This window comes from Caballeronia udeis, assembly GCF_044909315.1.
Lineage (GTDB): Bacteria > Pseudomonadota > Gammaproteobacteria > Burkholderiales > Burkholderiaceae > Caballeronia > Caballeronia udeis_A.
This window is the reverse complement of the sequence record NZ_JBIYEB010000049.1, coordinates 16,972-41,953: the sequence shown is the minus strand read 5'-3', so window position 1 is coordinate 41,953 and position 24,982 is coordinate 16,972. Positions and strand designations below refer to the sequence as shown.

The following is a 24,982-nucleotide window of genomic DNA, read 5'->3' as shown; positions in this document are numbered from 1 at the left end:
CTTTCGGGGCATTGCTTTGGCGACGAGGGTTACGCAAACTGCGCCCCAGATGCTTCCTTTGCCAGCAGCACGGCCGCGCCCTACCGAATCAAGGCGAGCAAAGAACCGGAGAGAGGTCAAGCGCGGTGTTCTGAATCATCACAGGATGATTACGTTGAGGCCCATCCCGAGCCAGGGCGTGCCCAAGCGGATCAGTCAGTTACCATAGATCTACACCTCAGCCATCAGGGCCTTTGCTGGCACGGCTTTCGGGGCATTGCTTTGGCGACGAGGGTTACGCAAACTGCGCCCCAGATGCTTCCTTTGCCAGCAGCACGGCCGCGCCCTACCGAATCAAGGCTCGCGAGGTGGCACTCTCAAAGTGTAGGGCCATGGTATGCGTAGGCGCCGGCGATCGGGCGCATAAGCCCTAGATTTCGATGGTGAAGGCCGCCGTCGCCGCTCATAGACATTTCAGCGGCATGCCTGATCCGCTCCTGAAGGTTCTCACCGTTCAGTCGATGGAGGTTGGAGTGCCCTTCTATGAGCAGGAAGTTGTCAAATGCCTTTGCGGGGCTGAGTCTGAAATCATAGAGGTCCGTTCAGCCGGTAAGGCGGCACAATTGTGCTGCAGTCATGTCCTAACCCCTCCTTGATGTCTTCGTATGTCGATCAGCATACCGTAAACAACATCAATTTACATAGCAAACTATAGTAATTTGCGGTAAAGTTTTCGATACCGAGCGTGCACTTCCGGATCGTGTCAGCGGCATGGTTCGCGGCGCACTGTCCCGCAAAGATGTGGACCGTGCTGCGCCGGTGCCTTCCGCGCCCGCTGCTCCGGCTCGTCCAGGCGTGACTGCATAATCCCAACTTTCGTTCATAAGAGGAGAACCGGCCGTGAAACGCGAACAAATGTTGCCTGTCGAAAAGCAGGCCCTCGAAAACCTCCTGAAGCACGCCCAGGGGGACACCCATCAGAGCCGCCGTGTCGCCGATTTCCTGCTCGCCTGGTGGAACCCCAGCGCCTGCGGCAAGTACGACCTGACCACCGGGTGGGGCGTCGATGACGACATCATGGAAGACATGTGCGTGGTGTTTCGCCTTGCCTCACGTGCGCACAGCTATCCGGACTCGCTCGGCTACGAAAAGGAGTTCGAGGCGATCGTGCGTGAATGGCGTCCCGAGCTCCTGCAGGGCCGGGAGGACTGATGGCGAAGACACCTCCGACGCCAAAACTCGCCTATGACCTCGCACAGGCACGCGCCGTCATTGAAGCCGGCGGCATCCTCTCGGCGACCCTGACTGCCGAGGGCGGCTTCTGGCACGTCGATTTCGTCACCCGGGAGGCCGGTCTCGCGCAGTTCGTGACCGATCGCCGCGAACGGCGGCAGTTCGGGCGCAGTGACCTTGCACTCAGAGTCTTGCGTCGTATTGGTTTAACAAGGGCATCGGTGGACATGGTCGGGCTGAACATTTCCTCTGCTCCGGCCAAGCGGTGGACCCGTCCGGACGCAGCAGCGGAAATGAGTGCGGCGCACGAAGCCAAACGCTCGACCGGCATGCGGCCAAAACGCGTGGCCAGGCCGAAGAAAGACACCAAGTAACACCCCGTGCGCGCCGGCTGGCGCGCACATAACCAGGCGGAATTTTCCGCCGTCCTGCCGAGGTTGTAATGAGTAGTCCTAAAACTATAAAGAGTCTTCGTCGTGTCACGTCGGCTTCTGCAGAGGCGCGACACGACCACTCCCGACATCAATCCGCACCGCCTCAGTGGTGGCCTGCTTCCTGTCGAGATCACGCGCCGGGGAGGGCTGGGCAACCGTCAGCCGGGTCGCCGACAGCGTCCACGGCCAGCGCGCGCATATTCCGGGCGGCGCAGATCGCGCCCGCTAGAACCCTTAGCTTTTAAGTCCCGGCCCTTTGGGCCGTTATGCAGCAACCAAACCGCTTCACACGGAAACAACGGAGATTCAAATGAAAAGAAGCATCATGGCCGCGACGCTCACGCTGCTTGCAGCGCACGCGGAGGTCGCGCTGGCGGATCAGTTCATGCCGGTTACGGGCAACGATGTCGGCGCCGGTGAGTCCTATTGGACCGACCCGATTTCGCGTGGGTCGGGCGACGCGGCAGTCGCCGAGATCCTGGTCAATTTCGCCACGCCCCAGCCGAACCGTGACAAGGGTCGCCCGCCCTTTCGCTCCGCGATCATGCTGCTTCAACTTGATTGCCACCTGCACCTGGCGTCGCTCCGATACGTAAGTGGCTTCGCTGAGCCTGGAGGCAAGGGCCAGGCCGTGATGTATGGCGAGGTCCCGCCCGTAATGAAATTGCCGCCGCCCGGCTCGGTGTGGGACATGGTGGTCAAGTATCACTGCGGGAAGTAACCGGCGTGCAACCGGACGCCAAGATTGACGATTGGAGGAAATATGTCCGAACTGATTCAAAAGTGCTGGTCGATCGACGAAGCCATCGATTATTTGAAGGCGTGAAAATTCGAGGATGTTTCGGTTTTCACCGAGTTCACCGAGCCCGGCCTTGTATTCGGCGGACGACGCCATCGCGATGTCGCTGACGTTCGACCAGCTCAGAAAAACCGCTGTTCGCCAGAAGACGCGCTAGGCCGCTTCCGATGCGGCCTGGACTAATGACGAAGAAAGTGATGACCAAGTACGAAAGCGAGTATAAAAACGAGTCCTTCGGCGTCGCTAAGGATATCGAAGAAGTGGTCACGGTACGGCTACCGGCGGGAACTGAAAGTCGATGAATGGCGGGAAATCAAAACTGTCTTGACCGGTGAGATGGGATGCGCACTAACCGAGGAAGAAGAGGCCGGTTGGGCGGCGCATCTGGCCAAGTTGGTCGGCTCGACCGAGGCCTGAAACGGAGCAAAAACAGGAAAGCGCTGACGCAAAGGCGCGGAACCAACGCAACGACAACCGAAGGGGTGCATAGCTCTTGTTATGCACCCCTTTTGTCTGCTGCCGCAAGGGCTCCTGTCCTTCGCTGACTACGGTTCGACGCCCCGGACACTGGCCACGCCGGCTTCGACATCCTCGATGAGGACATCGTGTGTCCCGTCTTTCAGGCGGCGTACGCCAGCCTTATCAATCACACCCTGGATGATCTCATCAGCATCGGCGATAGAGCGTCCTGCTAGACGTTCAAGCAGCCCAGCGGAAACCTCGGACCCGATCACATAGCCGGCCTCGGTATGCCGCCGCAGCGCACGGGCGACGTAGATCGCCATATCCAGCGCATCAGGTACGTCGAACTGCACCTTGAGCCCGAAGCGACCGCCGCGAACGATGGCCGGATCCAGTGTCTCGAAATGGTTGGTGGCCGCGATGTAGATAACGTCGCGTGCCCTTCCCTTCGCCCCATCCAGTGTCCGCAGGATCTTGTTGGTGAGCGACACGACATACGGGCTCGAGTGCTTGCGCGCGCGAAGGATGTCCTCGGCTTCATCGATAAAGACGATAGCCGGCCGGATGTCGAGGGCCTCGCGGACCTTCTGGTCCCAGAGGCTCGGTTTCGACATCATCTCGTCGCCCGATACACTCAAAAAGGCGTACCCGCTTTCCTTCGCGAGCGCCATCGCGGCCTGGGTCTTCCCAGTGCCCGGCGCCCCCCAGAAGACTAGCCCGCTCGGGATTTTCGAATTGATCTTCTCGAGATCCTGCGCATTCTTGAGCCGGTAGGCGAGGTCCCGAAGCACATCGCGACTGGCCATCGGCATGATGATCTCGTCAATTGACTTGGCGTCTTCGGGCAGGCGGTCGCCCGCGCGGCCCTGGAGACGCCGCATGGCCTGCATGCCCATCTCGACTGTCAGCAACTCACCCAGTCCGATCGTCTCATCGCGCACCATGTCCTTGAGCTCCTTGCCCAGCGCGGTGAGACGCGCGGCACTGAAGCCTTCCCAGCGACGGGCGAGGCTGTCAAGGGCCTCCGCATCGATCACCGGCTCGCCCAGCGCGGCGGCAATGCCACGGCGCAGCAGCGCCTGCCGGGCTTCGAAGTCTGGCGGCGGCACTTCGACCTTGAAGTCGAAACGTCCCTCGCGGATGCCCGCGCCGTCCATCTCGTCCAGCAGGTTGGTCGCGGCCACGAGGATGACTTTGGTGCCCCGAAGCGCAACGATTTCCGTGAGCATAGTGTTCGTCATGTCACGGTCCATCGAATGGCCGGCCGAACCGTCGAGTCCGCCTGAGCGGTTTTTCAGGAATGAGTCAACCTCGTCAATGAAGAGCACGCCGCGGCCCATGCGCCTGGCTGCCTGGAAGACTGCCCTGATGTTCTGGGGAGTGTCGTTGATCCACTTACTCGCCACATCACCATAGCTGATGGAAAAGAACGGCACCTTGAGATCGCCCGCAAGAGCCTCCGCGAACAGCGTCTTTCCGTTCCCGGGCTCACCGAACAGCAGCATGCCGTTCCGTGCGTCCGGGCCGCCCGCGAGAATCTCTGCCGCCGCGGCCCGCAGACGCTGCTTGGTGTCATTCATGCCGACGATGTCGGAAAAGGTGTAGCAAGGCGTACGCATGTTGTCGCGGTAGGCAGGCGCGGCTGCCGCCGCCTGCTTCGGCGGTGACTGGGTCGCAACCGACGGCGCAGGCTGCGCCGAGCCAACGTTGGCGAGGCCGACGTGCGTGTGCAGCCAGTAGACAGCAGCCACACTCGAGGCCGCGCCAGGCAGGCTTAAAAGATTCCAGTCCAGGAACAGGACAAGGCCCCCCAGCCCGAGAATCGCGCACGCCCCCTGGATATACCGTGGGTGACCTTGCTTCCAGAACCAGACGGCCCCGAAGGCGATCCACGTCGTGGCAAGCAGGAGCATCGACAGGCCAAAGCTGGAGCGATGCTCGATATTGATGAGGAGAACGTAGGCCCACCCGACGATCACGCCGATGCGCATCCAGAAGGGATCAAGACGACTAAGCATGGTGATTCGCCCCGTTGATTTGGAAGGTGATACCGCCGGCGACTGCGGCCGGCACACGCACAATTGATTGAAGGACGGTCGCGGCCGGCCCTGCGTGTGCGCCCAACTGCCTGGAAAAACTTGCACGCGCCGCGTGCGGGGGTGTAAAGTAAAGGCACATATCGTTTTACCCGCCCTCGTTGGCGGTTGCAGAAAATCCAGGGATAAGGGCCACCAGTGTGTGGCCCTTTCTCTTTTCAGACGCGCTCGGCGACAGCGGGCCGCTGCGCTGCAGGCTCAAGCGCGGCGATCTGCTTCGTCACGAGATCAGGCAGCGAGCGACGGCCGAGCAGCGCCTCGGCGAGCAGTTCGCCCGATACAAAACTCACACGACGGCCACCTGCAGTGACCAACCGCGAGAGCTCCCCGGTTCGCCCCGTATGGACGAATAGGCCCCAGGCCGCACCGCGCGATTCGACCAGCTGGTTGAAAGCGATCACGTGCTTGTTGTCGATGTGGGCGCCGTATCGCTTGCACTGGATCAGCACCTCGCCGGCGGGATGATGAAAAATCCCGTCGATGCCGCCATCGCCGGAATAGCGCAGATTGCGCGTCACGCGCACGTTGCTGCGCTCGACCACCGTCAGCAGCATTTCCTCAAAGACCGACGGATCGATCTTGCGCAAGTAGCCCAGGATGCGCGGCCGGTAAGCATCGACCGACGGATGCTCGGCCGCGATCGCGCGCAGCCTGTCGAGCGTGCGCTCGGCCTGCCGGATATTGCCCAGATGCCGGCCTTTGCCGAGCAGGCGCACCCGGTTGATGAGCCATGAAAGGATGCGGGGTTTTTGCATGTTGTTGGTCTCCTGCGCGCCGACCGCAGCCGGCGCAACGAGCTCAGTCGTCCTGATCGAGCTCAAGGCCGTAATCGTTGTCGTGATCGACTTCGGCGGCCGACTCGCCTACGCTGGCCTCGATGGCCGGTTCGTCCAGCGCGACCCCTTCCGCGCTGAAGTAGGTTTCAAGCGGCTCGCGATCGAGCACGTCGGCCGCGTACACCCGGGCCGCTTCCTGCCAGGCCTCGTCGCTGAGATCGCTGCCCGTCGGCATGAACTCACTGAGAGTCTCGCGCGCGGTCTCGAATTCAGGCGAGCCCGGCTCGGCATCCAGCCCGGCGAACACTTCGGAAGCTGCCTCGCGCTCCTGCGCATCGAGCACGACGGCTTCGCCGACCAGTGCCCCATTGATTTCGCGCCGCTCCTCGGCAGACAGCGGCGGCACGCGCGACAGGAAGTCGGCGTCGTAGACCTGTTCGTGCTGTCCACGCAGATCGGTCACAACCTGGTCGAACTGCTCCTCGGCGAGCTCGACTGTGCCGGGCCAGAGCGTCGCGGTCTGCGTGTCGAGGGTGCGGGCATGCGCCTCCTGCAGGACCGCATCGGCCTTCTGGATGTCCTTCGCCCAGTCGTCCAGTTCGGCCGCCGTCATCTCGCGCGGTGCCAGTTCCGCGAGCCGGTCCATCGCGGCGTCAGAGCCCGTGCTCACGTATTCCTGGCTGGCATCGCGCACCTGGTCAATGTACCGGCGGACGCCCTCCTCGCCGGCCTGCATCTGTTCCTGCCGGAACTCGCTCACGTCGGCGGTGGCCTCGGCGGCCGTGCCGAGGTGCTGGCCAAGGTTCTTGCCGTCGATGAGGTCCTGCAGGCGGGACTGGGCCTCGTTCAGGCCGTCCATCGGCGCATCGAAGCCGTAGCTGTTGTAGAACTCGATGTCCAGACGCTGCAGGGTCTCGTCGAACGCCGCTTCCTTCACCGCCTCGCGCCACGTATCGATCTGGTCAGGCGCCAAACCCGCCGGAGCGAGACTCTCAAGCTCAGTGGTTGCGTCGACAATCGCGTTAATGTCGCCGCTCTTGGTGGCCGCATCCAGGGCGTGGCTCGCTTCAAGGACCTGGTCGATGTAGCGCTCTTTGCCGGGCTGCATCGGCTCGATGTGCTGGATTTCCCGCAGGCCGCCATGCGGATCGACGAATTCGCCGAGCGGTGTTTCAGGCAGATCCTGGGTGAAGTGCTGCAAGGCAACTTCTTCCCAGTGCTTGGAAAAGTCTCCCCCCGGCACATAGAACTGGGTCATGCTCTGGGCCTTGCGGAATTCCTCGCTGCCCGGTTCCGCCTGAATGCCGGCCAGAATCTCCTTCATCGCCCCGCGCTCGGCGCCATCCATCGTCACCGCGCCCTCGAGTACTGCTTGGCGCGCGGCCACGACTTCCTCGCCCTTCGGCAGCGGCATCTCGCGCAGCAGATCCGGGTCCCGCACCTGCTCGTACTGGCCGCCCGCGACCATTTCAACTTGCGTGCGGGCCCGATTCAGGACCGTCATGTCGCCGTTCCAGTAGTCCGAGACTTCCCGCAACGTGCCCTCGGCACAGCGCAGGTCCAGCGCCCAGTCCTGGACCTTCTCGGGCTCGATGTGCGGCGCGACCGTCTTCAGGTAACTCTCGGCCATGCCACGTTCGATGTCGCTCAGCGACGAATCCAGCATGGTCTCGGCGGCGGCACTCAAATTCTCGATGTAGTGACGCGTGCCTGCCTGCACGGCCCGTAGCTGGTCGCCTTCAAACGTTGCCTGCTGTTCCTGCCACGCCTCATACGCTTGACGATCAATGTCGGCGTGCGGCTTGCCGGGTGCATCCATTTCACTCTCCAAAGCAAAGGGCGCTGGCTTGAATGGGTCAGCGTGCGCCCGAGACGCGACCCGGAATGGATTACAGGCTGAGCTCGCGCGCCGGCGGCGGAATCTCAGGTGGATTGACGACGTTCTCTTTCTCGACGATGCGCCAGTCGAGGGCGTTTTCCTTCTGGACCGACCGCGACATCGCATGGATCGAGTCGTGGAGTTCTGCGATCGGTGAATCCTTCCGCCACGGCCCGTCGGCAAGCTTGTCCGATGCGTGCTCCAGCATGTAGTTCCGGATTTCACGGAAGCTGAAATAGTCCGCCGCTTCAAGCTTCGGCTCCTGCCCGAGCTTGACCCGTGTTTTTTCGATTTCGCGGGCGACGTCCGCCCACTCTTTCGGTACAGGTGCGCGTTTCGCGTAGTACTCGACGGTCTCCTTGGAGAAGTAGAGCTTCGCGCCTTCGCGCGCCCGAGTAATTGCCGTATACGCGTTTTCGCGCGTGGACTGGGGCGTAACCCAGTAGCCGGCCCGGTCGGTCGTTGCGCCCTGGTTCTTCGGTACCGTGGCCGCATACCCGTACTTGATCTCGAGCGTGGCCGGCGAGACTTCATGCTCCCGCTGCGTGCCATCGCGCTGCACCCGGTCCTCGCGGATCCGGATGGTGTGCTCGCCGAGCGCAATGACGCGCACGGTGTTGCCATTGGACAGCCCGGTGCCATTCGCGCCATAGTCATTCTTGACGTTCATCAGGCGCTCGCCGGTGGCAATCGCCATCGGCTCGCCAGTGCCCGTCTTGTAAATCCGCTCATCGGCGAGGCGCCCCATGGCTTTGAGCTCCTCGCGGGCGGCCGCATTGATGAGCCCGGCTTCCCGGTTGGTATTGGTGCCGAGAATCACCGGTTCCTTGCCCTGATGCGCATCGAGCTCGTCCTGTTTGGCGATGGCATCACGCGCGATCGCCACCGGGATGTCCTTCTCGGTCGCCAGAATCACGACCTCGCCACGCTGGAGCATACTGAGCACCCCTTCCACGGCCCGGCCATCCCGGAACATCTCGACATCGGCGAGAAACTCGGGGTGATCCTTCTGCCGGTAGATTTCCTTGAGGCGCGCGGTGGACTGCGCTTGGGCGAGCACCTTGTCGGTCGCCGTAAAGGCATTTCCGGCGTCGTACGACTGGGTCTGCTTGCGGTCGCCCACATTGCCAATCCCCGCGCCACTCGCCTCGATGTTTTTGAGAAGGGAATTGTAGTGGCGGGTCCCCATCCGGCCCGCCTCGTCAACCATCACGTGGTGCTTGTCTGTCAGCACGAGACGGCCATTCTCGATGTCCATCAGTCGCCGCTGGATCGTGACAGACGGGATGCCACTGGCCGCCTGCATTTCCTCGGCCGCTTGGCCAAGGGGCGAGGCGCCGATCGCGGTTTGGCCAGCAGCCTGCAAGACATGATTGGCCGCCGCAAGCATCGTTGTCTTGCCGCTGCCCGCGTCCCCCTCAATCTGTGAGGCTGGGTTGAGGACAAGAACCTCCACCGCTGTCTTCTGCTCCGCTGTCAACGAAAATTTCCGCTCCGGCGTTGAGCGCAGTTCCTCGAATTCGCGGATCTTCTCCCGCACGAATTCCACGTCCAGCCGGGCCGGCCGCTGGCTGATTCGAGTCAGGATCTCGACGTTCTCCTTTTCGAGGTCCAGCATCTCCCGCGTCGTCCACCCGCGCTTGAGCACCCATTCCTGCTTGTGCTCGTCGTACATTTCCTTTTCCACTTCGATGCAGCCCTCGAAGGCCGTCTCAGCCAATGCATCGGCATCAGCCTTTGAGCCGAGCATCATCAGCGATTCGTAGGTCGCCAGATAAACGTCCTTCTTGTAGAAGACCGCTTCGGTCGCGGTGACCCGGTGCAGGACCGACTGGACAATCTCATCACGGCCCGCGCCGGAGACGCGGTTTTTCTCGATCTGGGCGAGCTTCTCGGCGTGGATGACCTCCGCTTTTTTAAGCAGCTCAGCCTTGACCGACGGCACCCGCACCTTGGTTTCGATACGCTCCAGAACGCCGGCATATCGCTCGTTCTCTTCCCCCACCCGCTTTCCTGCCCACGTGTCGTCGAGGGAGAGGGGCTTGGCTTCCAGATTCCGACGGATTTTGGACGGATCAAAGCCCATCTCAATCGCGCGCTCCAGAACCTTCTTCTGGACTTCATGAAACTCAAACTCCACCTTGTCCAGACGGGTCTTAAGAGCCGCGTGCTGCGCCGCGATTGCATCTGAACGGCCCAGTTCCTTCAGGACTTCCTCGAGCTCGCGGCGCCGGCCGATAAACTCATCCTCGAGCTCTTTGGGAATAGCCTTCAGGCGGAAATACTCATGGTCCTCACGTGAGTCCTCCTCGAGCTCGAAACCGAGGTTACGCAGGTTCCATGCAAACTGCAGGCGCTGCGCCGCGCCGGAGGCCATCTTGAAGTGGAACACATGGTCGAATTCGAGCGTCCGGCCGGCAAGGTACTCCGACCCAAGGTCGGACTGCTTGACACCCTTCTCACGCTCCTCAGCCCGTTTTTCCTGCGCGTAATTGACGTAGCCGTAAAAGCCGAATTTCGCTGCCGCCTCCGGCTTCGCCTGAGCCCATGACTCGTAGGATTTCTCGGCGGAATGGATCTGCTTTTCAGTCAGTCCCGTGACACCACCGGTCGCATCCATCCATGCGTCCGGTTGAGGCGTTCCATTCTTGCCACCCTCAATGCGCAAACCGATGTTGTGCATGAACGCATGGATGTGCAGATTCGGATCCGGCGCGTGGCCCAGCGCGGTCTGTTCGGCCGTGCGCCGCGACGTGCCGTGCATGAATTTCGTCCAGATCGTCGCAACCTCGACTTGCCCGTCGGCGCCGCCCGAACCAATCCGGCTGAACGAGGCATGCTCGGCCATGACATCGAGGCCCGCGTTCACGGAATTGTTGAACGCCCACTCGATCAAATCCCGGGTTTGCTCGTCAACCATCGACCACGCAACGGAACCGGACTTGACCGAGGAGTACGTCAGGTCGTGACCGGCTCGGCGCTTCTCCCTCCCTGCATTCTGGTTGAGCTTGTACTTCTCGATATGTAGCGTAATCTCGCCGTCTTTGCTGATCTTTTCGACCGGCTTGTCGAACCGCGCCGGGGCGAACCCGTCGACGACCCGATACCAGTCCTCCTCCTTCATCGTGCCGTGCAGACCGAGTATCTCCGCACCCTTCCCGTACCACTCTCCGCCGGTCTCGTTGTAGTAGTTCATCATGTCCTGACCGGGGTTCTCCGCGCTGCCCATCAGGTAGTTGCTGGTTTGCTCCGCAGTACGGGATTTGGAGATGCTCAGCATGTTCAGTTTTCTCCCAACTCTTTGAGCGACTTGACGTGCTCCATTACCTCGGTCTGATTGACGGCCTCGTCAACAACGAGACCGACTTCCACGAGGCTCGCCACCACAAGAGCGATGGCGCTCAACCGCATTGCGCCGGGGCGCTTGAGCGCCTCCAGTGCAGCCGTAACTTCGCGCTTCTTCCATGGCTCGTCCGCGATGGGGACAAGCGCAGCTTGCAGGATGCCGAGCAGCGGCTCGCGTATCGGCGCGAGCGAATCTTCCAGGGCGTCTTTGCCGGATTTTTTCCCAGTGTCGACCGGTGGCTTGCTTGCCAAAGCCACCGCCTCCCGCACCTCCAGTGTCAACCCGGTAAGAGGACCGGCGAGCCGTTCGACCACCGCTGTGGCGACGTCCTTCGCCAGCAGGTTTGTCTTGAGCAGTTCACGGACCTTGGCGGACATGTTGGCCCCAGATAAGGCCTTCAGCTGTGCGTGTTCTTCCGCGGGAAGCCGGAAGGACACGAGGGGATCACGACGCGACGCCATCGCCAGCCTTCATGCCCGTCGAAAGTCCCGATGAGGGTGCTGCGGTCTTGCCTTTAGGCTCAGCTTTGGGTGTCTTCTTGATGCCCTCTTCGGTGGCAATATGCTCGAACCAGCGTGCGAGTTTCTCGATCGGTAGATCGGCAATACCGGTGCTCTTGAGCAGTGCTTCAATTCGCTTGGCCTTCTTCTCGGCCGCCGCTTTCGCGGCCGCCGCGGCGGCCTCCTCGAAGCGCTTTTGCGCTTCCTCGGCCTTTTCTTTGAGCTTCTTAAGCTCGGGGGACAATTCTGTTGCCATGCTGACACTCCTATCGTTGTTTACCGTTGAAAAGCATATTGTTAAGGCGTCCTAGCAGATTCAAAACGATTTTGGTAAACCAACGGATTACCCGTCTCTGCCTTTACACAAAAGGCCGACAGGCGTTTTGTGGTTGTTTGTGTGCACCGGAAGGTGCGTCAGGTGTAGGTTTTAGGGCCATATGGGGTGATCCAACGGATCACCCCATATGGTGAGTCCAGAATTTGACGCTTTGTCGCATCAAATTCGCAAACAGTGCTGTCCGGGAAAGAAGAGCCATGGCTATTCTTTCATGAGGCATTTCGGTTGGTAGTGCGCTCGTTTTTGTGGCGTTATTCGACGTCGAGGTGAGCCGATCGATAGCCTCGTTTTCGTCTGGCGTTAGGTTTGCTTTTGGTGGACGGATCCGGGGTTACGGGTTCGTCTGTGTCGTCGTCATTTTGAAGCCACGGTGGGATCTCGTCGTCTGGAGGCGGACCATCAGATAGGGGCGCGGCTGGCCGACGAAACGGCTTGGAGGGGACCGGCACACGAAACGGCTGCGGATTCTTGTTCCGTGGTTCATACAGTGGAATGTAGACCTTGGCCGGCGGCGAAAGCTGGACCCGGATGAAGGCTGTCAAATCATCCAGAGACGACAATTCGCCGATCGTGACTGCCGGCTCGTCCACCACATAGTGCTCAGTCAGTCCGTCCGATGTCGAGGACTGCTGGGATTTTGAATCGCTGGCACCACGCGTCCACCGGCGCTCCGAGTATTTCCCAAGCCACGCTGAGGCATCCTTTGCGCTGTCGTCATCGGCACACCCATAGATAATTCGCGTGCGAATGTTGTCGAGAAGAGCCCGTGTCCGTGCCTCGCCAAAAGCCTCAAGCAACTGTCCCTTCGACTGCCAGGCCAAGGTGGTACTGAGCCGAGAATCCCGGCCGATCGCCATGAGCTTATCAATGCCATTGATCTCGCCAATCGTGGGCCACTCGTCAATGAAGATACAGAACAAATCTTGGGCGCTAACCTTGCGTACCAAGTGCGTGTTGATGATCAGGCCAAAGATGAACGAATAGAGCGTTTTCAGAACCGGCTGCTGGTCTTGCGGGTACGTGAACCAAATCCGGCGGCCATTGCCGTGACCGGGTACGGCGGACGCCCATTTCCGGATGGAAAACGGGCCGACCGATCCGTCCGGATACGTGAAATGGTTGGCCGCGGCAGCATTCGGAAACTCGTACTCGAAAATTTTTGCCTTGTCGGCGAGGACGGCTCGCATGTTGTTAAACATTTTGGTGTTGTCCGGTTGCAGAAGCACCTGCGAGGTCGAGCCTTTCCAGTAACCCACTTTCGTGAGCTCGGCCTGAGTGGAAACGGAACAGTACTCGATGAACTTTTCGAGCCGGAAATCACCGTCGGCGACCATACCGCGAATGAGAGGTGTGACGAACGTCCGAGCGTAGCCTACCCAGTCCTTGTTGCTGGAGTTCGGGTCATCTGGGAGGAACGCCTGGGCGATCAGTTCAGCGTGTTCCGGTGCCGTCACGTCGCGCAGGAAATTCCAGTGCGGCGAGCGGGCATCGAGTGGGTTCATGACCAGATCCGTCGTCGGATCAAAGAACTCCTCGAACATGTCGCCCTTGGGATCGAGGAGATAGGCCGACAGGTCGAGATCGTAGACGGTACGAATGTTGGGCTTCACGGCAGAACTCTTGCCCGTGCCGGACGGCCCGACCATGCCGATGCATGTGACCTCCGCCTTGCGCGTGATCGGCACCGCGGCCGTGGGATTACCGTTTTCATCCGGTGCTCCGCCCACGCGGAAAACTCCGGCGTTCGGCGTGGTGATCGCTGCGAGCTCTCCAGCGGAAACCTGCTTGCGCCCGTTGACCAGAAGCGGCTCCGGGATGGGACGTTCAACCGCCTGCTTGAGGCGCTTCCTGTTGCGGTATCTCTTCCACCCTGGCTTGGCTGAAAACAGTCCAACCAGCACAACTGCGAACGCAAGGAGCGACTCCTCCACAGTGAACCCGTGCGTCGCGCCAAGGAGCAGAAAAGCCAGTGCGCCGATCGAGCCAAGCGTGACCTGCCACTGGAGGCGGTTCCACCGCCCGAAGTTCGGGCTGAGCATGATGAAACCTTCCGTGAGAAGCCAGCCACTAAAGCAGAGAAGTCCATAGGTCTGCATCCCCGGAAGCATGTAGATGATTAACCAGACCGTGCTCGTGATGAACAGGCGGATCCATGTCCCGGCCCGAAACCCAAAACCTCTCATGATTGATTTCCCTTGCGTGCATCATTCTTCGGTCTGACCGCACCATCACCCGGTCGATTCCGGTAGTACTACTGGGCCGTAGATGAGCTTGCTGCGGCCGGTACGACGGCGACCGGAACGCCCTCACCCGGACCATGCATGTACAAAATTGCTGTGGCAGTTGCGTTCGGAAAATTGCCAAAGACTTCGTGCTGCATGGCGACCACGGCCTTGTGCCATCCGGCGCCCAAGCCCAAGCTGCCTGCGATCGTCACGGGGTCAGCGCGATTGCCGACCATCAAGACGTTTAGTTTGGCGCTCAGTAGTGGATCCTGAGAGTCGTCGATCGCGACAGTAGCGCTGACCGGCGCATTGCCAGCTACGTGGTAGACAAAGGTCGTTTTCTGGTCTTTGTCGAGCTTGAACCAGAAGGTCCAGGTGTTACGCAGCATGCCGTCGGTCGGCGCGGTAGCTGCCAGCGCAGGTGGAGCTTGAGTTGTGAAGCTGGCGACACTGGCCTGCTCGACAATAGAGCCTACCGACGACCAGGCGTTCTGGGCCTGCGACTCGAGGCTGAACTGCATTGCGCGGGGCGTAAGTCCGGCCGGTTCAGGCTGGCCAGGAAGGATCACATCGCCAAGGGCCGCGTTCGGGCCAGACGCCGGGTTGGCTGACCCCGCAGCCTGTGCCGTGGCTTGGGGGACGGGCTGTGAAACGGACTGGAAAGCCGTTGACGGGCTTGCTACAGCCGCATTGGTGGTTACCGTTCCAGAAGCGGGCCGGGGAGCGCTCGTCGGCGTCGGGGTCGAGGCCTGCGATTGGGTATCAGGAGAGGAGCCCAGTGCGTGAATTTTGGCGGCGATGATGCACACAACCACGGCGGCAACAACGCCCCAAATCAACTTTTTCTGACTGGGCAGCGCTTTGAACTGGCCGGGCATGGCCTTGAGTTTTATTGCGAGGTCTGCGATCTCACTGTTTCCGAACATCTCACGCCCCTTCTTGCGAATGTCCGCGGCAGTAGCCGCCGCTGAACGGATTGAAAATTGGTTGTGTCTGACGACGTCGCGCGAAAATCTTGCCGAGCTCGTCCATCGTGATAAGCAGTAGCCACATTTCGGCCGCGAAGGCCGCAAGGATGAACGCCGGCGACAATAGCGAGAGTCCGTGGCGGGCCGCGGCGAACACCGAGAGGCCGAGCATCAGCGGCGATGCGCTACCGGCGACGTGCAGCTTGATCCAGTCCGGATCCACGAGCCACGCCAGGGTAACGTCGAGCGTAAGCATCACAAGGCCGAGGAGACCGGCAGCGCTGGTCATAGCCGTCCATACGCTTGACTTGATCCCAGCGACGTCGGGGCAAAGGGCAAGCGGGAGCGCGCCTGCTGCGACCCCAAACGTGGCCATTAGCAGGCCCCACGGATTGCCCTTACTCAGCGCGTGCAGATAGCGACCCGCCGGTGCATAGCGGAAGCCGCTTTGCCAAACCTGAAGGCGGTAGCAGAGTGGAAAACGCTCCACAGGACGCGAGCGACCGATAAAATTCAGGACAGCCATGTTGACCTCCTAGTCAGGTCTGTGTGGTTAGGGCTCCCGTGCGGTTGCAGCCGCGCGGGAGCCTGACTTCGTTACGCGATGCCGCCAAATTGGGCGGCGACACGGCAAAACAGCAACCCGAGCTGGTTGTCGCTGAGCGCGAGCTCCGGGGAATTCAAGGGCAAAACGGCGTGCACGGCCGTCGCGTCGACAACGGCGGCGAAGCCAAGCAGCGACGACAACTTGCGTACCTCCGCACCCGCTTCACAGGCCGACGGCTTCAACGAACGGAACAGGTCGATCACCTGAGCGCGGTAGGACACCGGTTCCGCGCGCAGACGCGCTGCATACGCAGAGTCGGCTGCCGCGAGAATCCGCAGCAACCCTTCATCGCCACTCCATAGCAGCCGCTCGACAAAGTCCTTGAGATCGGTACTCGCTGCTCTCTGCGTGCTTTCTGTCGACATTGCTCTCTCTTTTCCAATCAAAAATTTCTAACCTGTTTAACGGCCTTCACCCTAAAAGATTGAGGCCGCGCTGCCGTTAATAACTCCGCGCTACCCCGACAGTCACGGTCTGGGTCGTGGTCCAATCTGTCGGCTCGTAGGTGCGGCTCGATTCAAAGGGCGAGGCCCCGTAATACCAATGGCTGACGCCGTAAGCCGCTGTCACATGTCAGTGGCGGCTCGGCGCATAACCGTCAGGGCCTGTCGGCAACCATGAGGGCGCGCCATCGGATTCGAGGGAGGCCAGGTTCTGGCCTCCGATCGATAGCCCTACTTCGTTGTGGACGTCGGTGATCGCCTGATTCCCGTGCGCTGCACTGGCCGCGATTGTTACCACCAGCATCACAGCCAATTTCTCAGGGATGCAGACTGTTCGACCCATCGCTAGCTCCTTCATGTATTTCGATTTATGGTGTCACAATAAATAGGCACTAGCAAGTATTTACTGTGTCACAGTAAAGAAGATAACGGACGCCCTATGGGCGAAGGATGAGCTGGGAGAAAAATGAAAGGGCCCATTACTTCGCGTGCATCTGGTCATACAGAATCGTTGCCCGGGCAGCAACCGCCCTGGCCCGTTTGGAGGGAATCTGCAGATCCTCGACTACCAAGTCAGCGGTAGCTCCATCGTCAATCATGAGGCACGCGACAACTCGTGCTTCCTTCATGAGCAGATCGTCCTCGGACAGCGGCGTCGGCTGTGGAAATTCCGTATCGAGCCAATCCACGAATGCCCGAGCCGCGGGCGTTCCCTCATCTTCAAGCAAGGTCACTACGGCGGAACGGTCAACCATTTTCACCGTGCCGCGCGGGAGCAACGGCACGTCATAGCAGGCGTATTCCACCGACAGTCGCTTAATGGCGCCCCAGTAGCGCGTGAAGTCAAAGCTGCCCAGCGCGTGAACAACGTCGTCGAGCGGAATCGCCACCGTCCCATAACCGCTGTCTACGGCCATGACTTCCTTCTTGTGGTACAGCTTTCTTTCTACCATCACCCCTCCTCCTAGGATCGACCAAAGGGCGCGCACTCCGATCGCCCGGAAACACCTATCGGTGAAATACCGCGGAAATTTAGGGGGATTTTCATGGCTTTTTTAAGGTCGGCTTCGCTTTGCTCCTGAGCGGGTGAGAGCAGCGAGAACCTCGGCGGCGACGCACGGCCCAGCCTGCGTGTTGTTTATGCGTTCTCTGGGGCCAGTTAGGCGGTTGCAACCGGATATCTTGGGATCATGGAGCGTGCCGGCGAGATCCGTCTGCCCGGCACGCATTACGTGCGTGCCTGAAAAAACGGCCCGTGTATGATCACCCCATGGACAAAATCACTGCTCCCAACGGCCGCGAGGTCTTCAGGGTCGTGACCGAGAGCGGCACGACTGGTTTCATTGCCGCCGACGTACCGGTCGGTGCGGTCGAAGAGATGCTCAAGCGCCTGAAAGTGGCCGAAGCGCAAAACGCAATCGAGGTCGCGCAGCTGCTCGATGGTCACCCGCTGCTCGCGCGTGCCACCCGTGTTTTCGGTGACCGCAATCAGGCCCTTCGATGGCTCATGACGCCGCAGAAACAACTGGGCGGCCAGACCCCACTGGAGATCTCCTTGACGGACGACGGGATGCGCCGGGTCCAGCAACTACTGACGCAGATCGACCAAGGCTATTTCTAGATTTTGCTGGCTGGTTGGTAAAGCCGCTCGATCGGGCTTTGCCGCCGGCGCTCGCTGGCCTGTGTATAGGTCGCCGCTGTGGCGGGCGAAGCATGCCCAAGAGACCTAATCGCTTATAGTATGGGCACGTGGGCACTCTCAAAAGCCTCTGGGGCGACGCGATCGAAAAGGCACAGTGCATCAGACCTGCGATTGAGTTGCTGCGCAATAAAACCATGCGGACGTAGGTTAACAGTCGCTATGCCGCAATGGCAACGACTGCATATCTAAACCCAGCAGAGATCGTCTCAAGATCCGGAAACTTGCGCGTGTCAAGGTTGGACAAGTGCCGTCTTCGAGGGTGCGCAAACCAGTCGCCGTTGAAATTGGTAGCACAACAGGTTTGCGCAACCCTCGCACGGCCATCGTATCGATTACGCGCCGGCGTTGCGCAAACGATTGTTTGCGCAATCCCTTTATAGCGTCCAAGGAGCGCGTTCGGCCCAAAGCAGCCACGTACGTTAGAGCCGTTTCTTATTCTCGATAGAAAAAAATCGCGTGCAATGCAACAAATCTGAAGGATGATATTAAACTCGGCGGGCCGATTTTTATAAATCAGGACCCACGCTGCGGGCTTAAGCCTAAGACTGTAAATCGACGAGAGCTAGTACCGACTTCTTAGCCATCCCCAACACTACTTCAACCTACCATGGCGAATCCAGAGTCCACCATAAGTTTCCGACGCTTCAAAAGCAAAAATAGCGAGCTAAGTCGCCTTTATTGGTTCCACGCTCTCAACGCTGAAATGGGCTTACTGACAGCGCAGACTCTCGTGCAAACCCAACGGATCGCCGAGCAGGTGACGGCGAGTTTTACCGCGACAATGATGACGTTAACAGTGGAAGAATATAAAGATGTGAATGACGAAATGTTCAATCGGACACGGTTGCAACTTTTGTTGGTCTGTTCTGCCAATCTGGAGTCGTATCTCAATGACATTACCTTCGCCTACATTGCAAGCAAAGGTCATACTCTGTCGCCGGTAAAGCTTGATGAGATAGGTGCGGCACTGGGCTCTCCCATTCTCGACGTCGCCTCAGTGCCTAGACCCCTGGCTTACGCGGAGAAGCTTTTCGAAGTCGATCTTGGTGTCCTCCGCGAACAATGGACTCATTTCTACAAGCTGCGATGCGTGGTCGCGCATAGCGGTGGAGTAATGACCGCGAGATCAAAGCGAGAGCTCTCATCAATGGCGACGCCACCTCTGAACACACATTTGGGACTCACTTGGGACGACTTGTCCAAGGCTCTCGATTCTGCTTACAAGATTGTCACAGCCATTGACAAAAAGGTACGAACTATCGACGTCAAGAAGGCTGAGCTTCTGCGGGAGTTGACTCTAGTGAAAAAAACGGGCGATCTGCCGCTGGAGAAAAAACTTGCAACGTTTCTCTACAACCAATATGGAATCAAAAGCCCGGAGAAAAAGTTTGGGAAGGAGCTCTTCCGGTCGCTCTATGATGAGACATCCTAAGCATTCCTGTTGGAAGGCTTGCGTGGAGAAATCTGAAAAGCGAGTGGCTTTGTTTTTGCCTGTGTCGGGAAGGAGACGGACTCGGTAGCCATTTGCAAAAGCTAGTCGGAGGTTGGCAGCTTTGGGGATATATTTGCCAAATTCCTATTCTCGGAAAGGAGGAACGATGTCGAAGTCTGGGAAATCGAAGCGTGCTCGCTTAGCGGCGGAAAGGTTGTTTCCTGAACTGGAAGTCACGCCTGTGAGCGCTGAGGCTGGGGCGGGTTCTGAAGCTCCGTTTGAGCGAGATCGTCAACGCATATCTCTGCGCCCAGAGCGTCCCTTTGGGGACGATTTTGCATGGCTAAAAGAGTCGGATGACGAGGACGACGCAGCGAGCATCGTTACATTGCCTCGTGGAATTGAGGTACCAACAGGTTATGACTCGGTCGATCACGTTCGGGAGGCGTTGCGCCGTGCTTGGCGCATCGAATGGGGAAATTTCGAGGCAAACACCGTCGACATCAGTTTGCCTTATGGCTGGACAGTCAATTCCCCAAAAGAAGGCCCTTTCAACATTATCGACAGGTCTGGCGTTCCTCGCGCTACATACGACCGATCTCCACACGCGAAGCTTCACCTGCTGACTTGCTGTTGGCTCGACCAGGAGCTTCATCCGAACGACGGGTATTGCCGTCTTGTCGTAAGGGACCGTGAATCCAGTTCGATCCTCGAGTCATCTTGTTGGACACCCGAAACGGGCAAAGACCATCCTGAATGGTCGCGCATGCAGGCGTGGATGGATCAGCATTGTCCGCACTACGAAGACCCTCTGCGGGGATGGGAAGACTGCGAAGAGAACAACGATCGATGGCTTGATCCAATTGAAGATTGATAGGCTAACCACGTGTCGGCTGCCAGGATTCGTGAAAAGCCCGTCATTGAATTTCAAGGGATTCTTCAGGAAGCGTGGCGCCGGCCGCCCAACAGTCGCCACGGAATGTGAAATCTCCCTCTCACTCTGCCGCATTAAATGAAAAATCCGGCATGTTGTCGTTGATGCAGCGGATTCGAAGGTCGGTCGCGACGCTGACGGGCTGCCTGTCGCCGGTCAGCGACGGGAAGAAACCGGCAAAGTCCGGCCAGTCGCGCGATGCCAACGACTGACGTTCGACCGGCCGATTCTCTCTGACTATCGGTCTATTGCCCGGGCTGTTACTCGCTTTCAGCCCCGGCACGGGTCTGAGTCTGACCGCGCAACATTGACGTATCATTTCCGCCAGAATAATCGAGCAAACATCAGGGGTGCTATGGGAAGGCTTGCGGCTTGGCAGAAGGTCGGCATTGGCTTGTCGATCGCTTGGGCGATAGGTGCGACAGTTCAAACGCACAACCGGGCTGTCCAGAACGCCCAGAATTACGCCTCGTTTGCTTACAGCGTATGCACCGATGGCAAGGACCTTGCCCACAGCTCGGACATGTCAGAGTGTGCAAAAGAAAAGTCCAACAACCTCGCCGTTTGGATGGAGGGGGACGCTGCCAACGTCGCAATAGTTGCGCTGGCTCCGCTGCCATTCGCGTGGATTTTCGCCTACGTGCTCGGCGGTCTGTGTCGTGCACTGGCGATCGGTTTGCCCGTCGTCCTTCCCTGGAAATCAATGTCACGGTTCAGAAAGGTCTTCGTCGTCGCGGGAGGTCTGGTAAGCGTCGGCGCGGCTCTATTCGGCCTGACCTACCTGATGGGTCTCTACACGGATACCCGGGTGCCCGTAACACCCAGTCCACTAAAGGCGATGGTGATAGATCAGGGCGACACGGTTACTGCCGAAGGAACGTGGACGCGAGAGGGGGCGCTTGGACTGGGTTCAAAGCTGGCAAATCCGCTCCAAGCATCCAAGATCATATGCACGCAATCGGACAACCGCTGCGTGGAGGCACGCGCCCAAGTCACCTCGGAAGGGCACGTCCTCATGGTCGACGAGGTGGAATATGACATCGAATCGTGGTCGCCTACGACGATCGTATTCGTTGACGAGACACCCTGCGCTCGCGAAACCTACACCATCGACCGGAAGACGGGGGCGGTCAACGGCGCTGGCACACGTGTGAACCCGGATGCCAAGATGTGCAATATGCGTGCTGCGGGCGAGACCGAGGATAGGTGGGAGTATCACCTTGCAGACGGTTTCAAGACATATTGGGATCTTCGCCAGAAAGCCCGCCCGACCCTCCTGAAGGTCGTTCAGGCTTTCTTCGGAAATTGAAGTTTAAGGATTGACGTGCGCCTTCGTTTTCCGCATCGCAACCCAAGCGACTGCTGTACAAGTCAATGCGGCCGTTAGATTGTCCGTACCGCGTATGACCGCTCCGGGACGATCAGCGACAGCGACGGACGGCCGAGTCCTCGCAGGAAGTGCCGGCCGCCCGGATTCTCGACACCACGCTAGCTGCCGCCAGGCAAATTCCCCATGGTCGACTGGAGGATAGCGCGTTCGTTCGCGAAAATCTGCTGATAGGACGCCTCTGCGACTTTTTGGTTTAATGATATGACTTCCTCACGCACCAGCCCTTCGTCAAGAAACGGACACGTTTCGTCAATTTCGCCTAACCAGAGCGCAAGCGTAGGTGATAAGGGATAAAAGATAGTTAAGGAAGTAGTCTTCAGTCCCATCGCTTGTAGGTTTACCACCGGTTGGTCGCCTGTGATAAAAGGGATTTCTGTGGCATTTTTCAACAACACGAGCTTTCTACGTTTTCGCTCAGCGTAAAGCGAACCGCCTACGTTCTGCGCAAACATGAGACTTAGCATGCTCCAGGCACGTCGCATGTCCGCGTCTCCCACCGGCTTGATTGCAGCGAAGACACGTTCTTTGATTCCCTTGGTTCGCATGTGTTGTTTCGTTAGGTAGTCGAGAAACGCAATGCAACGTTGGTCGTCATAGAAACTGATGTCCCCATCTAGAGCGGACTTTAATAACGGAATGAACTGAGCCTCGACCTGTGTGTGGAGTTCCTCCAGAACGTCCGAGGTGTACTCGTCCAGATACTTTCCTACTGACTCATCTTCGTCAGCTCCGGGGATTGCCGCGATCATGCGAAACGGATACATCAGCTTGTCTAGCAACGATTGGAAGCTCCGCCGTGCGGCGGAATGGGACTTGGCGAACATTAGTTGCACCATCCGCTCATCAGCGGCGGTGAGCCGGTGGAATTTGTAAAAGTCCTTTTCGACGGCGATGCGTGTGGTCCCGGTGGTAAAGACTCGGCCGTTTTGAAGGCACCAGATCGCGCCCCCGCTCGTCCACGACCTAAGATAGAACTGCCACACATGATGGTGCCGGCGCCTTGGTCTTTGTTCTTCGCTCATCCGGCCCCTAGTCTGATTGCAACCGTCAAATAATAAGCCATTTCCCCAACACCCCTCAGTCTGCAAAGCGACTGTCCGAATTCGTGACTTCGAGCTACCGCTTGGCGCCGTGATCGGCATGGCGGGTGGGCTGCTGGTGCATTACGTGCCGGTCTGGTGGTCAATGTGGCAGGGTACGTACGCTTTTTGAACGGTTATTTCGATCCCGATCTGATCAGGCGTGCGTGATACTTCGCGCCCTCAGCGCGCATCCGACGTCGCTCGGCGGTCACGTATGTCGTGGTCGTTTGCAGTGACGCATGCCCCAGGATGCGTTGCACGACGTCGAGCGGCATGTCGGCGGCGACCGACTGCGTGCCGAACGTATGTCGCAGCGCATGCGGCGACGTGCGCGCGAGGTGTCGGCGCTCGGACTCACTGAGATCAGGCAGTTGCTCGAGCACCTGACACATCGCCCAGTGGCTCAGTCCTCGTGCGCCGCGCACCGAATAGCCTTTCTGCAGCGGCACAGTGGTGGCACCCTCCTCGCTCGGGTCCAATCCGAACTTCTTCCGAGCCTTCGTCGTCCTCGGTATGACGAGCGGCCCGACGAGCGCGGCGCTCGCGGCCGGCGCATCGAAGTCGAGCCCGCGATCGCGCCAGTGCGCATGCAGCGCGACGATGCACTCCTCGCTCACCGGAACGAATCTCTCCTTGTCGCCCTTGCCGACCACCCCCAGCAACCACGTCGGCGGCACGTCGCCGTCCGCCGGTAGCCACTCCAGTGCCGCGCGGCTGACCATCGCGGCCTCCGCAACGCGCAGGCCGGAATCGCCCATCAGCAGCAGCAGCGCACGGGCTGCACGCCAACGTGCGGCCTGGAGCGCGGCACTGTCGCCGCGATCGGCAAGAAACACGCGCAGGCGCGTCCAGAGATCGATCGGCAGCGCCCGATCGATCTTCATTTTCTGCGCGCGCTTGACGGTCCTGGGGTCCCTCACGGCCCGCCACGGATTGCCAGCCAGATAGCGCACGTCGACCAGCCAGTCGAACGCAGCACGAATCGCGCGCACCGCGTACCGCTGGCTATCGGGCGACAGGCCGGCCGGCGCGAACGGTCGCCAGCGCTCGGAGGTGCGCGACACCCGCGGCCCCGTAAAAGCATCCGCCGGCGCCGCGAGAAACGCCTTGTATGCCTCGCAGTCCTCGACCGTCAGCGACGACAGCGCCACGCCACGTTCAACGATCGCCCACAGCATCAGCCGCTCGAGCTCGCGCATGTACGCGCGCTGCGTCGCGGCCTGTCCGGCATAACCGGCCAGGTAAGTTCGTATCGCGTCGAGGTCGTGGCGGGCCCGAATGTAGGGAAAGGCCGGCAGGCGGTTCGTGCCGTGTTCGCCCGTCAGGGCATGCGGCAAGGCCATGCGTTCGAGCGGCGCGAGCTGGCCACTCGCCCCACTCGTGCGACCCGGCGGCCCGATCACCCTGCACTCGCCCTGTGTCACCAGCGGCGCTGAGTCATCGACGTCGGCCGCAACCGTCACACCCAGCGTGTCGACGTGTCGCCGCAACCACGCGACGATCACGCGCGCACGACCGAACCCGATGCGCGGCACTGACCGCCACCAGCTGCCGCCGCGGCGGTTCGCCCAGGCCACCAGGTCACCGAGCGTACCAATGCCCGCGGCGCTGAGATGGCGCGCGATCAGCGGGCGGAACCATAAGCTGACGGCGTGCTTGGCCTGCGGTGCGGCGACCGCGAGTGTCGACGCCCGCTCGACCATCTGCAGCGTGACCGTGGCCAGGCGCGCACTGCCGTGCTTCGCAATCGACGCGCGCAGATGATCGGCCAGCACGGACGAGCCGTGCAGGATCGCCAACTGCACCAGGTCATCGCGCATCGCGCGCAGAAACTGCTCAAGCTGCTCCGGATCCTCGGCGTACGGGGTGGTGTCGCTGTCGAAATACAGCCGCGTGATTTTCCCGATCGGCACCCCTTGCACGCGCGCCCGCAACGCGGCGAATTCGGTGCGCGAATAGGTGCGCGGCGGCGCCAGCGTGAGTTGCTGAGGTTGGTTCGCCATGGGCTACAGCAGTCCCACGACTGACGATAAGGTGCCGAGCACGACCGCCGCCGCGGTCCACCGCGCGGCAAGAACGTTCAGGCGGCCGATTTGCTGGTTGGCGCGAAACTGCGCTGCCCACCACGCCTGCTGCTCGAGGTCCAACAAGACCGGCATGATTGCGGTCGGATCGCCGTCCAGCGGATCGACCGGTACTCGCGTCGATTTCTCCCAGAACCAGGCCGCCAGAAGTCCGCAAGTGAGGCCTCCGAACGCGAGCACAACCGCAATACTTTTCGCGAGCGCTGTCGTCATGACTGCGCCTCCGTGCTGGCCTGCGCGAATGACGAATCGGCGAGCGGCGCAAACCAACCGC

The 24,982-nt window shown here is 60.1% G+C and carries 23 protein-coding genes; 7 read left to right on the top strand and 16 right to left on the bottom strand.

Annotated elements, in window-relative coordinates; genetic code table 11:
* Nucleotides 1–879 precede the first annotated feature (879 nt).
* The 3 genes from ABH944_RS41870 to ABH944_RS41860 all read left to right on the top strand — a co-directional run bounded on the left by ABH944_RS41870 (nt 880) and on the right by ABH944_RS41860 (nt 2,367).
* Nucleotides 880–1,191, top strand: a complete 312-nt coding sequence (locus ABH944_RS41870; protein WP_404614782.1) for a DUF7673 family protein — start codon at nt 880–882, stop codon at nt 1,189–1,191.
* A complete protein-coding gene (locus ABH944_RS41865; RefSeq protein WP_404614784.1) occupies nt 1,191–1,586 on the top strand; it encodes a hypothetical protein in 396 nt (131 codons plus the stop codon). Before ABH944_RS41870 ends, ABH944_RS41865 begins: the two co-directional genes overlap by 1 nt.
* A 370-nt stretch (nt 1,587–1,956) precedes the next feature.
* Nucleotides 1,957–2,367 (top strand): surface-adhesin E family protein, encoded by a 411-nt coding sequence (locus ABH944_RS41860; protein WP_404614786.1) that lies wholly within the window; start codon nt 1,957–1,959, stop codon nt 2,365–2,367.
* 623 nt (nt 2,368–2,990) lie between these two features.
* On the opposite strand, the gene ABH944_RS41855 is transcribed toward ABH944_RS41860, so the two are convergent.
* The 12 genes from ABH944_RS41855 to ABH944_RS41800 all read right to left on the bottom strand — a co-directional run bounded on the left by ABH944_RS41855 (nt 2,991) and on the right by ABH944_RS41800 (nt 17,001).
* Complete coding sequence (locus ABH944_RS41855) at nt 2,991–4,925, bottom strand: AAA family ATPase (protein ID WP_404614788.1); 1,935 nt, start codon at nt 4,923–4,925, stop codon at nt 2,991–2,993.
* A gap of 236 nt (nt 4,926–5,161) precedes the next feature.
* Nucleotides 5,162–5,758 carry a restriction endonuclease gene (locus tag ABH944_RS41850; RefSeq protein ID WP_404614790.1) on the bottom strand — a complete coding sequence of 199 codons (597 nt, stop codon included), beginning with the start codon at nt 5,756–5,758 and terminating at the stop codon, nt 5,162–5,164.
* A 43-nt stretch (nt 5,759–5,801) separates the two neighbouring features.
* Nucleotides 5,802–7,598 carry a hypothetical protein gene (locus ABH944_RS41845; protein WP_404614792.1) on the bottom strand — a complete coding sequence of 599 codons (1,797 nt, stop codon included), beginning with the start codon at nt 7,596–7,598 and terminating at the stop codon, nt 5,802–5,804.
* 70 nt (nt 7,599–7,668) lie between these two features.
* On the bottom strand, nt 7,669–10,938 hold the full coding sequence (mobF, locus tag ABH944_RS41840) for a MobF family relaxase (protein WP_404614794.1): 3,270 nt from the start codon (nt 10,936–10,938) through the stop codon (nt 7,669–7,671).
* Between the two features lie 2 nt (nt 10,939–10,940).
* Nucleotides 10,941–11,381, bottom strand: a complete 441-nt coding sequence (locus ABH944_RS41835) for a hypothetical protein (RefSeq protein ID WP_404614796.1) — start codon at nt 11,379–11,381, stop codon at nt 10,941–10,943.
* Between the two features lie 67 nt (nt 11,382–11,448).
* A complete protein-coding gene (locus ABH944_RS41830) occupies nt 11,449–11,760 on the bottom strand; it encodes a hypothetical protein (RefSeq protein ID WP_404614798.1) in 312 nt (103 codons plus the stop codon).
* Nucleotides 11,761–12,092: 332 nt separating this feature from the next.
* Complete coding sequence (locus ABH944_RS41825) at nt 12,093–14,024, bottom strand: type IV secretion system DNA-binding domain-containing protein (protein ID WP_404614800.1); 1,932 nt, start codon at nt 14,022–14,024, stop codon at nt 12,093–12,095.
* Between the two features lie 68 nt (nt 14,025–14,092).
* Nucleotides 14,093–14,992 carry a hypothetical protein gene (locus ABH944_RS41820; protein ID WP_404614802.1) on the bottom strand — a complete coding sequence of 300 codons (900 nt, stop codon included), beginning with the start codon at nt 14,990–14,992 and terminating at the stop codon, nt 14,093–14,095.
* A 1-nt stretch (nt 14,993) separates the two neighbouring features.
* Nucleotides 14,994–15,560 (bottom strand): hypothetical protein, encoded by a 567-nt coding sequence (locus ABH944_RS41815; protein WP_404614804.1) that lies wholly within the window; start codon nt 15,558–15,560, stop codon nt 14,994–14,996.
* 71 nt (nt 15,561–15,631) lie between these two features.
* Nucleotides 15,632–16,006, bottom strand: a complete 375-nt coding sequence (locus ABH944_RS41810) for a hypothetical protein (RefSeq protein WP_404614806.1) — start codon at nt 16,004–16,006, stop codon at nt 15,632–15,634.
* A 208-nt stretch (nt 16,007–16,214) separates the two neighbouring features.
* Nucleotides 16,215–16,427, bottom strand: coding sequence for a hypothetical protein (locus tag ABH944_RS41805; protein WP_404614807.1), 213 nt, complete (start codon nt 16,425–16,427; stop codon nt 16,215–16,217).
* Between the two features lie 136 nt (nt 16,428–16,563).
* Entirely contained in the window at nt 16,564–17,001 is a 438-nt protein-coding gene (locus ABH944_RS41800; RefSeq protein WP_404614809.1) for a hypothetical protein, read from the bottom strand.
* 353 nt (nt 17,002–17,354) lie between these two features.
* On the opposite strand from ABH944_RS41800, the gene ABH944_RS41795 reads away from it, so the two are divergent.
* From ABH944_RS41795 to ABH944_RS41785, 3 genes are all read left to right on the top strand, one after another.
* Nucleotides 17,355–17,705, top strand: coding sequence for an antitoxin Xre/MbcA/ParS toxin-binding domain-containing protein (locus ABH944_RS41795; protein WP_404614811.1), 351 nt, complete (start codon nt 17,355–17,357; stop codon nt 17,703–17,705).
* A 688-nt stretch (nt 17,706–18,393) separates the two neighbouring features.
* Nucleotides 18,394–19,218 (top strand): hypothetical protein, encoded by an 825-nt coding sequence (locus ABH944_RS41790; RefSeq protein ID WP_404614812.1) that lies wholly within the window; start codon nt 18,394–18,396, stop codon nt 19,216–19,218.
* A 166-nt stretch (nt 19,219–19,384) separates the two neighbouring features.
* The gene (locus ABH944_RS41785) at nt 19,385–20,092 is read left to right on the top strand and encodes a hypothetical protein (protein WP_404614814.1); all 708 of its coding nucleotides are present in this window, start codon (nt 19,385–19,387) and stop codon (nt 20,090–20,092) included.
* Nucleotides 20,093–20,213: 121 nt separating this feature from the next.
* Here ABH944_RS41785 and ABH944_RS41780 read toward each other — a convergent pair whose 3' ends face one another.
* A complete protein-coding gene (locus tag ABH944_RS41780) occupies nt 20,214–20,357 on the bottom strand; it encodes a hypothetical protein (RefSeq protein WP_404614816.1) in 144 nt (47 codons plus the stop codon).
* Nucleotides 20,358–20,507: 150 nt separating this feature from the next.
* Here ABH944_RS41780 and ABH944_RS41775 point away from each other — a divergent pair, with 150 nt between their 5' ends.
* Nucleotides 20,508–21,461 (top strand): hypothetical protein, encoded by a 954-nt coding sequence (locus ABH944_RS41775; RefSeq protein ID WP_404614818.1) that lies wholly within the window; start codon nt 20,508–20,510, stop codon nt 21,459–21,461.
* A 179-nt stretch (nt 21,462–21,640) separates the two neighbouring features.
* Here the strand turns inward: ABH944_RS41775 and ABH944_RS41770 are convergent, their stop codons facing one another.
* The 3 genes from ABH944_RS41770 to ABH944_RS41760 form a co-directional block, all read right to left on the bottom strand.
* On the bottom strand, nt 21,641–22,564 hold the full coding sequence (locus ABH944_RS41770; protein ID WP_404614820.1) for a DUF4238 domain-containing protein: 924 nt from the start codon (nt 22,562–22,564) through the stop codon (nt 21,641–21,643).
* Between the two features lie 194 nt (nt 22,565–22,758).
* A complete protein-coding gene (locus ABH944_RS41765) occupies nt 22,759–24,627 on the bottom strand; it encodes a phage integrase family protein (RefSeq protein WP_404614822.1) in 1,869 nt (622 codons plus the stop codon).
* A 3-nt stretch (nt 24,628–24,630) separates the two neighbouring features.
* Complete coding sequence (locus ABH944_RS41760) at nt 24,631–24,921, bottom strand: hypothetical protein (protein WP_404614824.1); 291 nt, start codon at nt 24,919–24,921, stop codon at nt 24,631–24,633.
* Nucleotides 24,922–24,982: the final 61 nt, after the last annotated feature.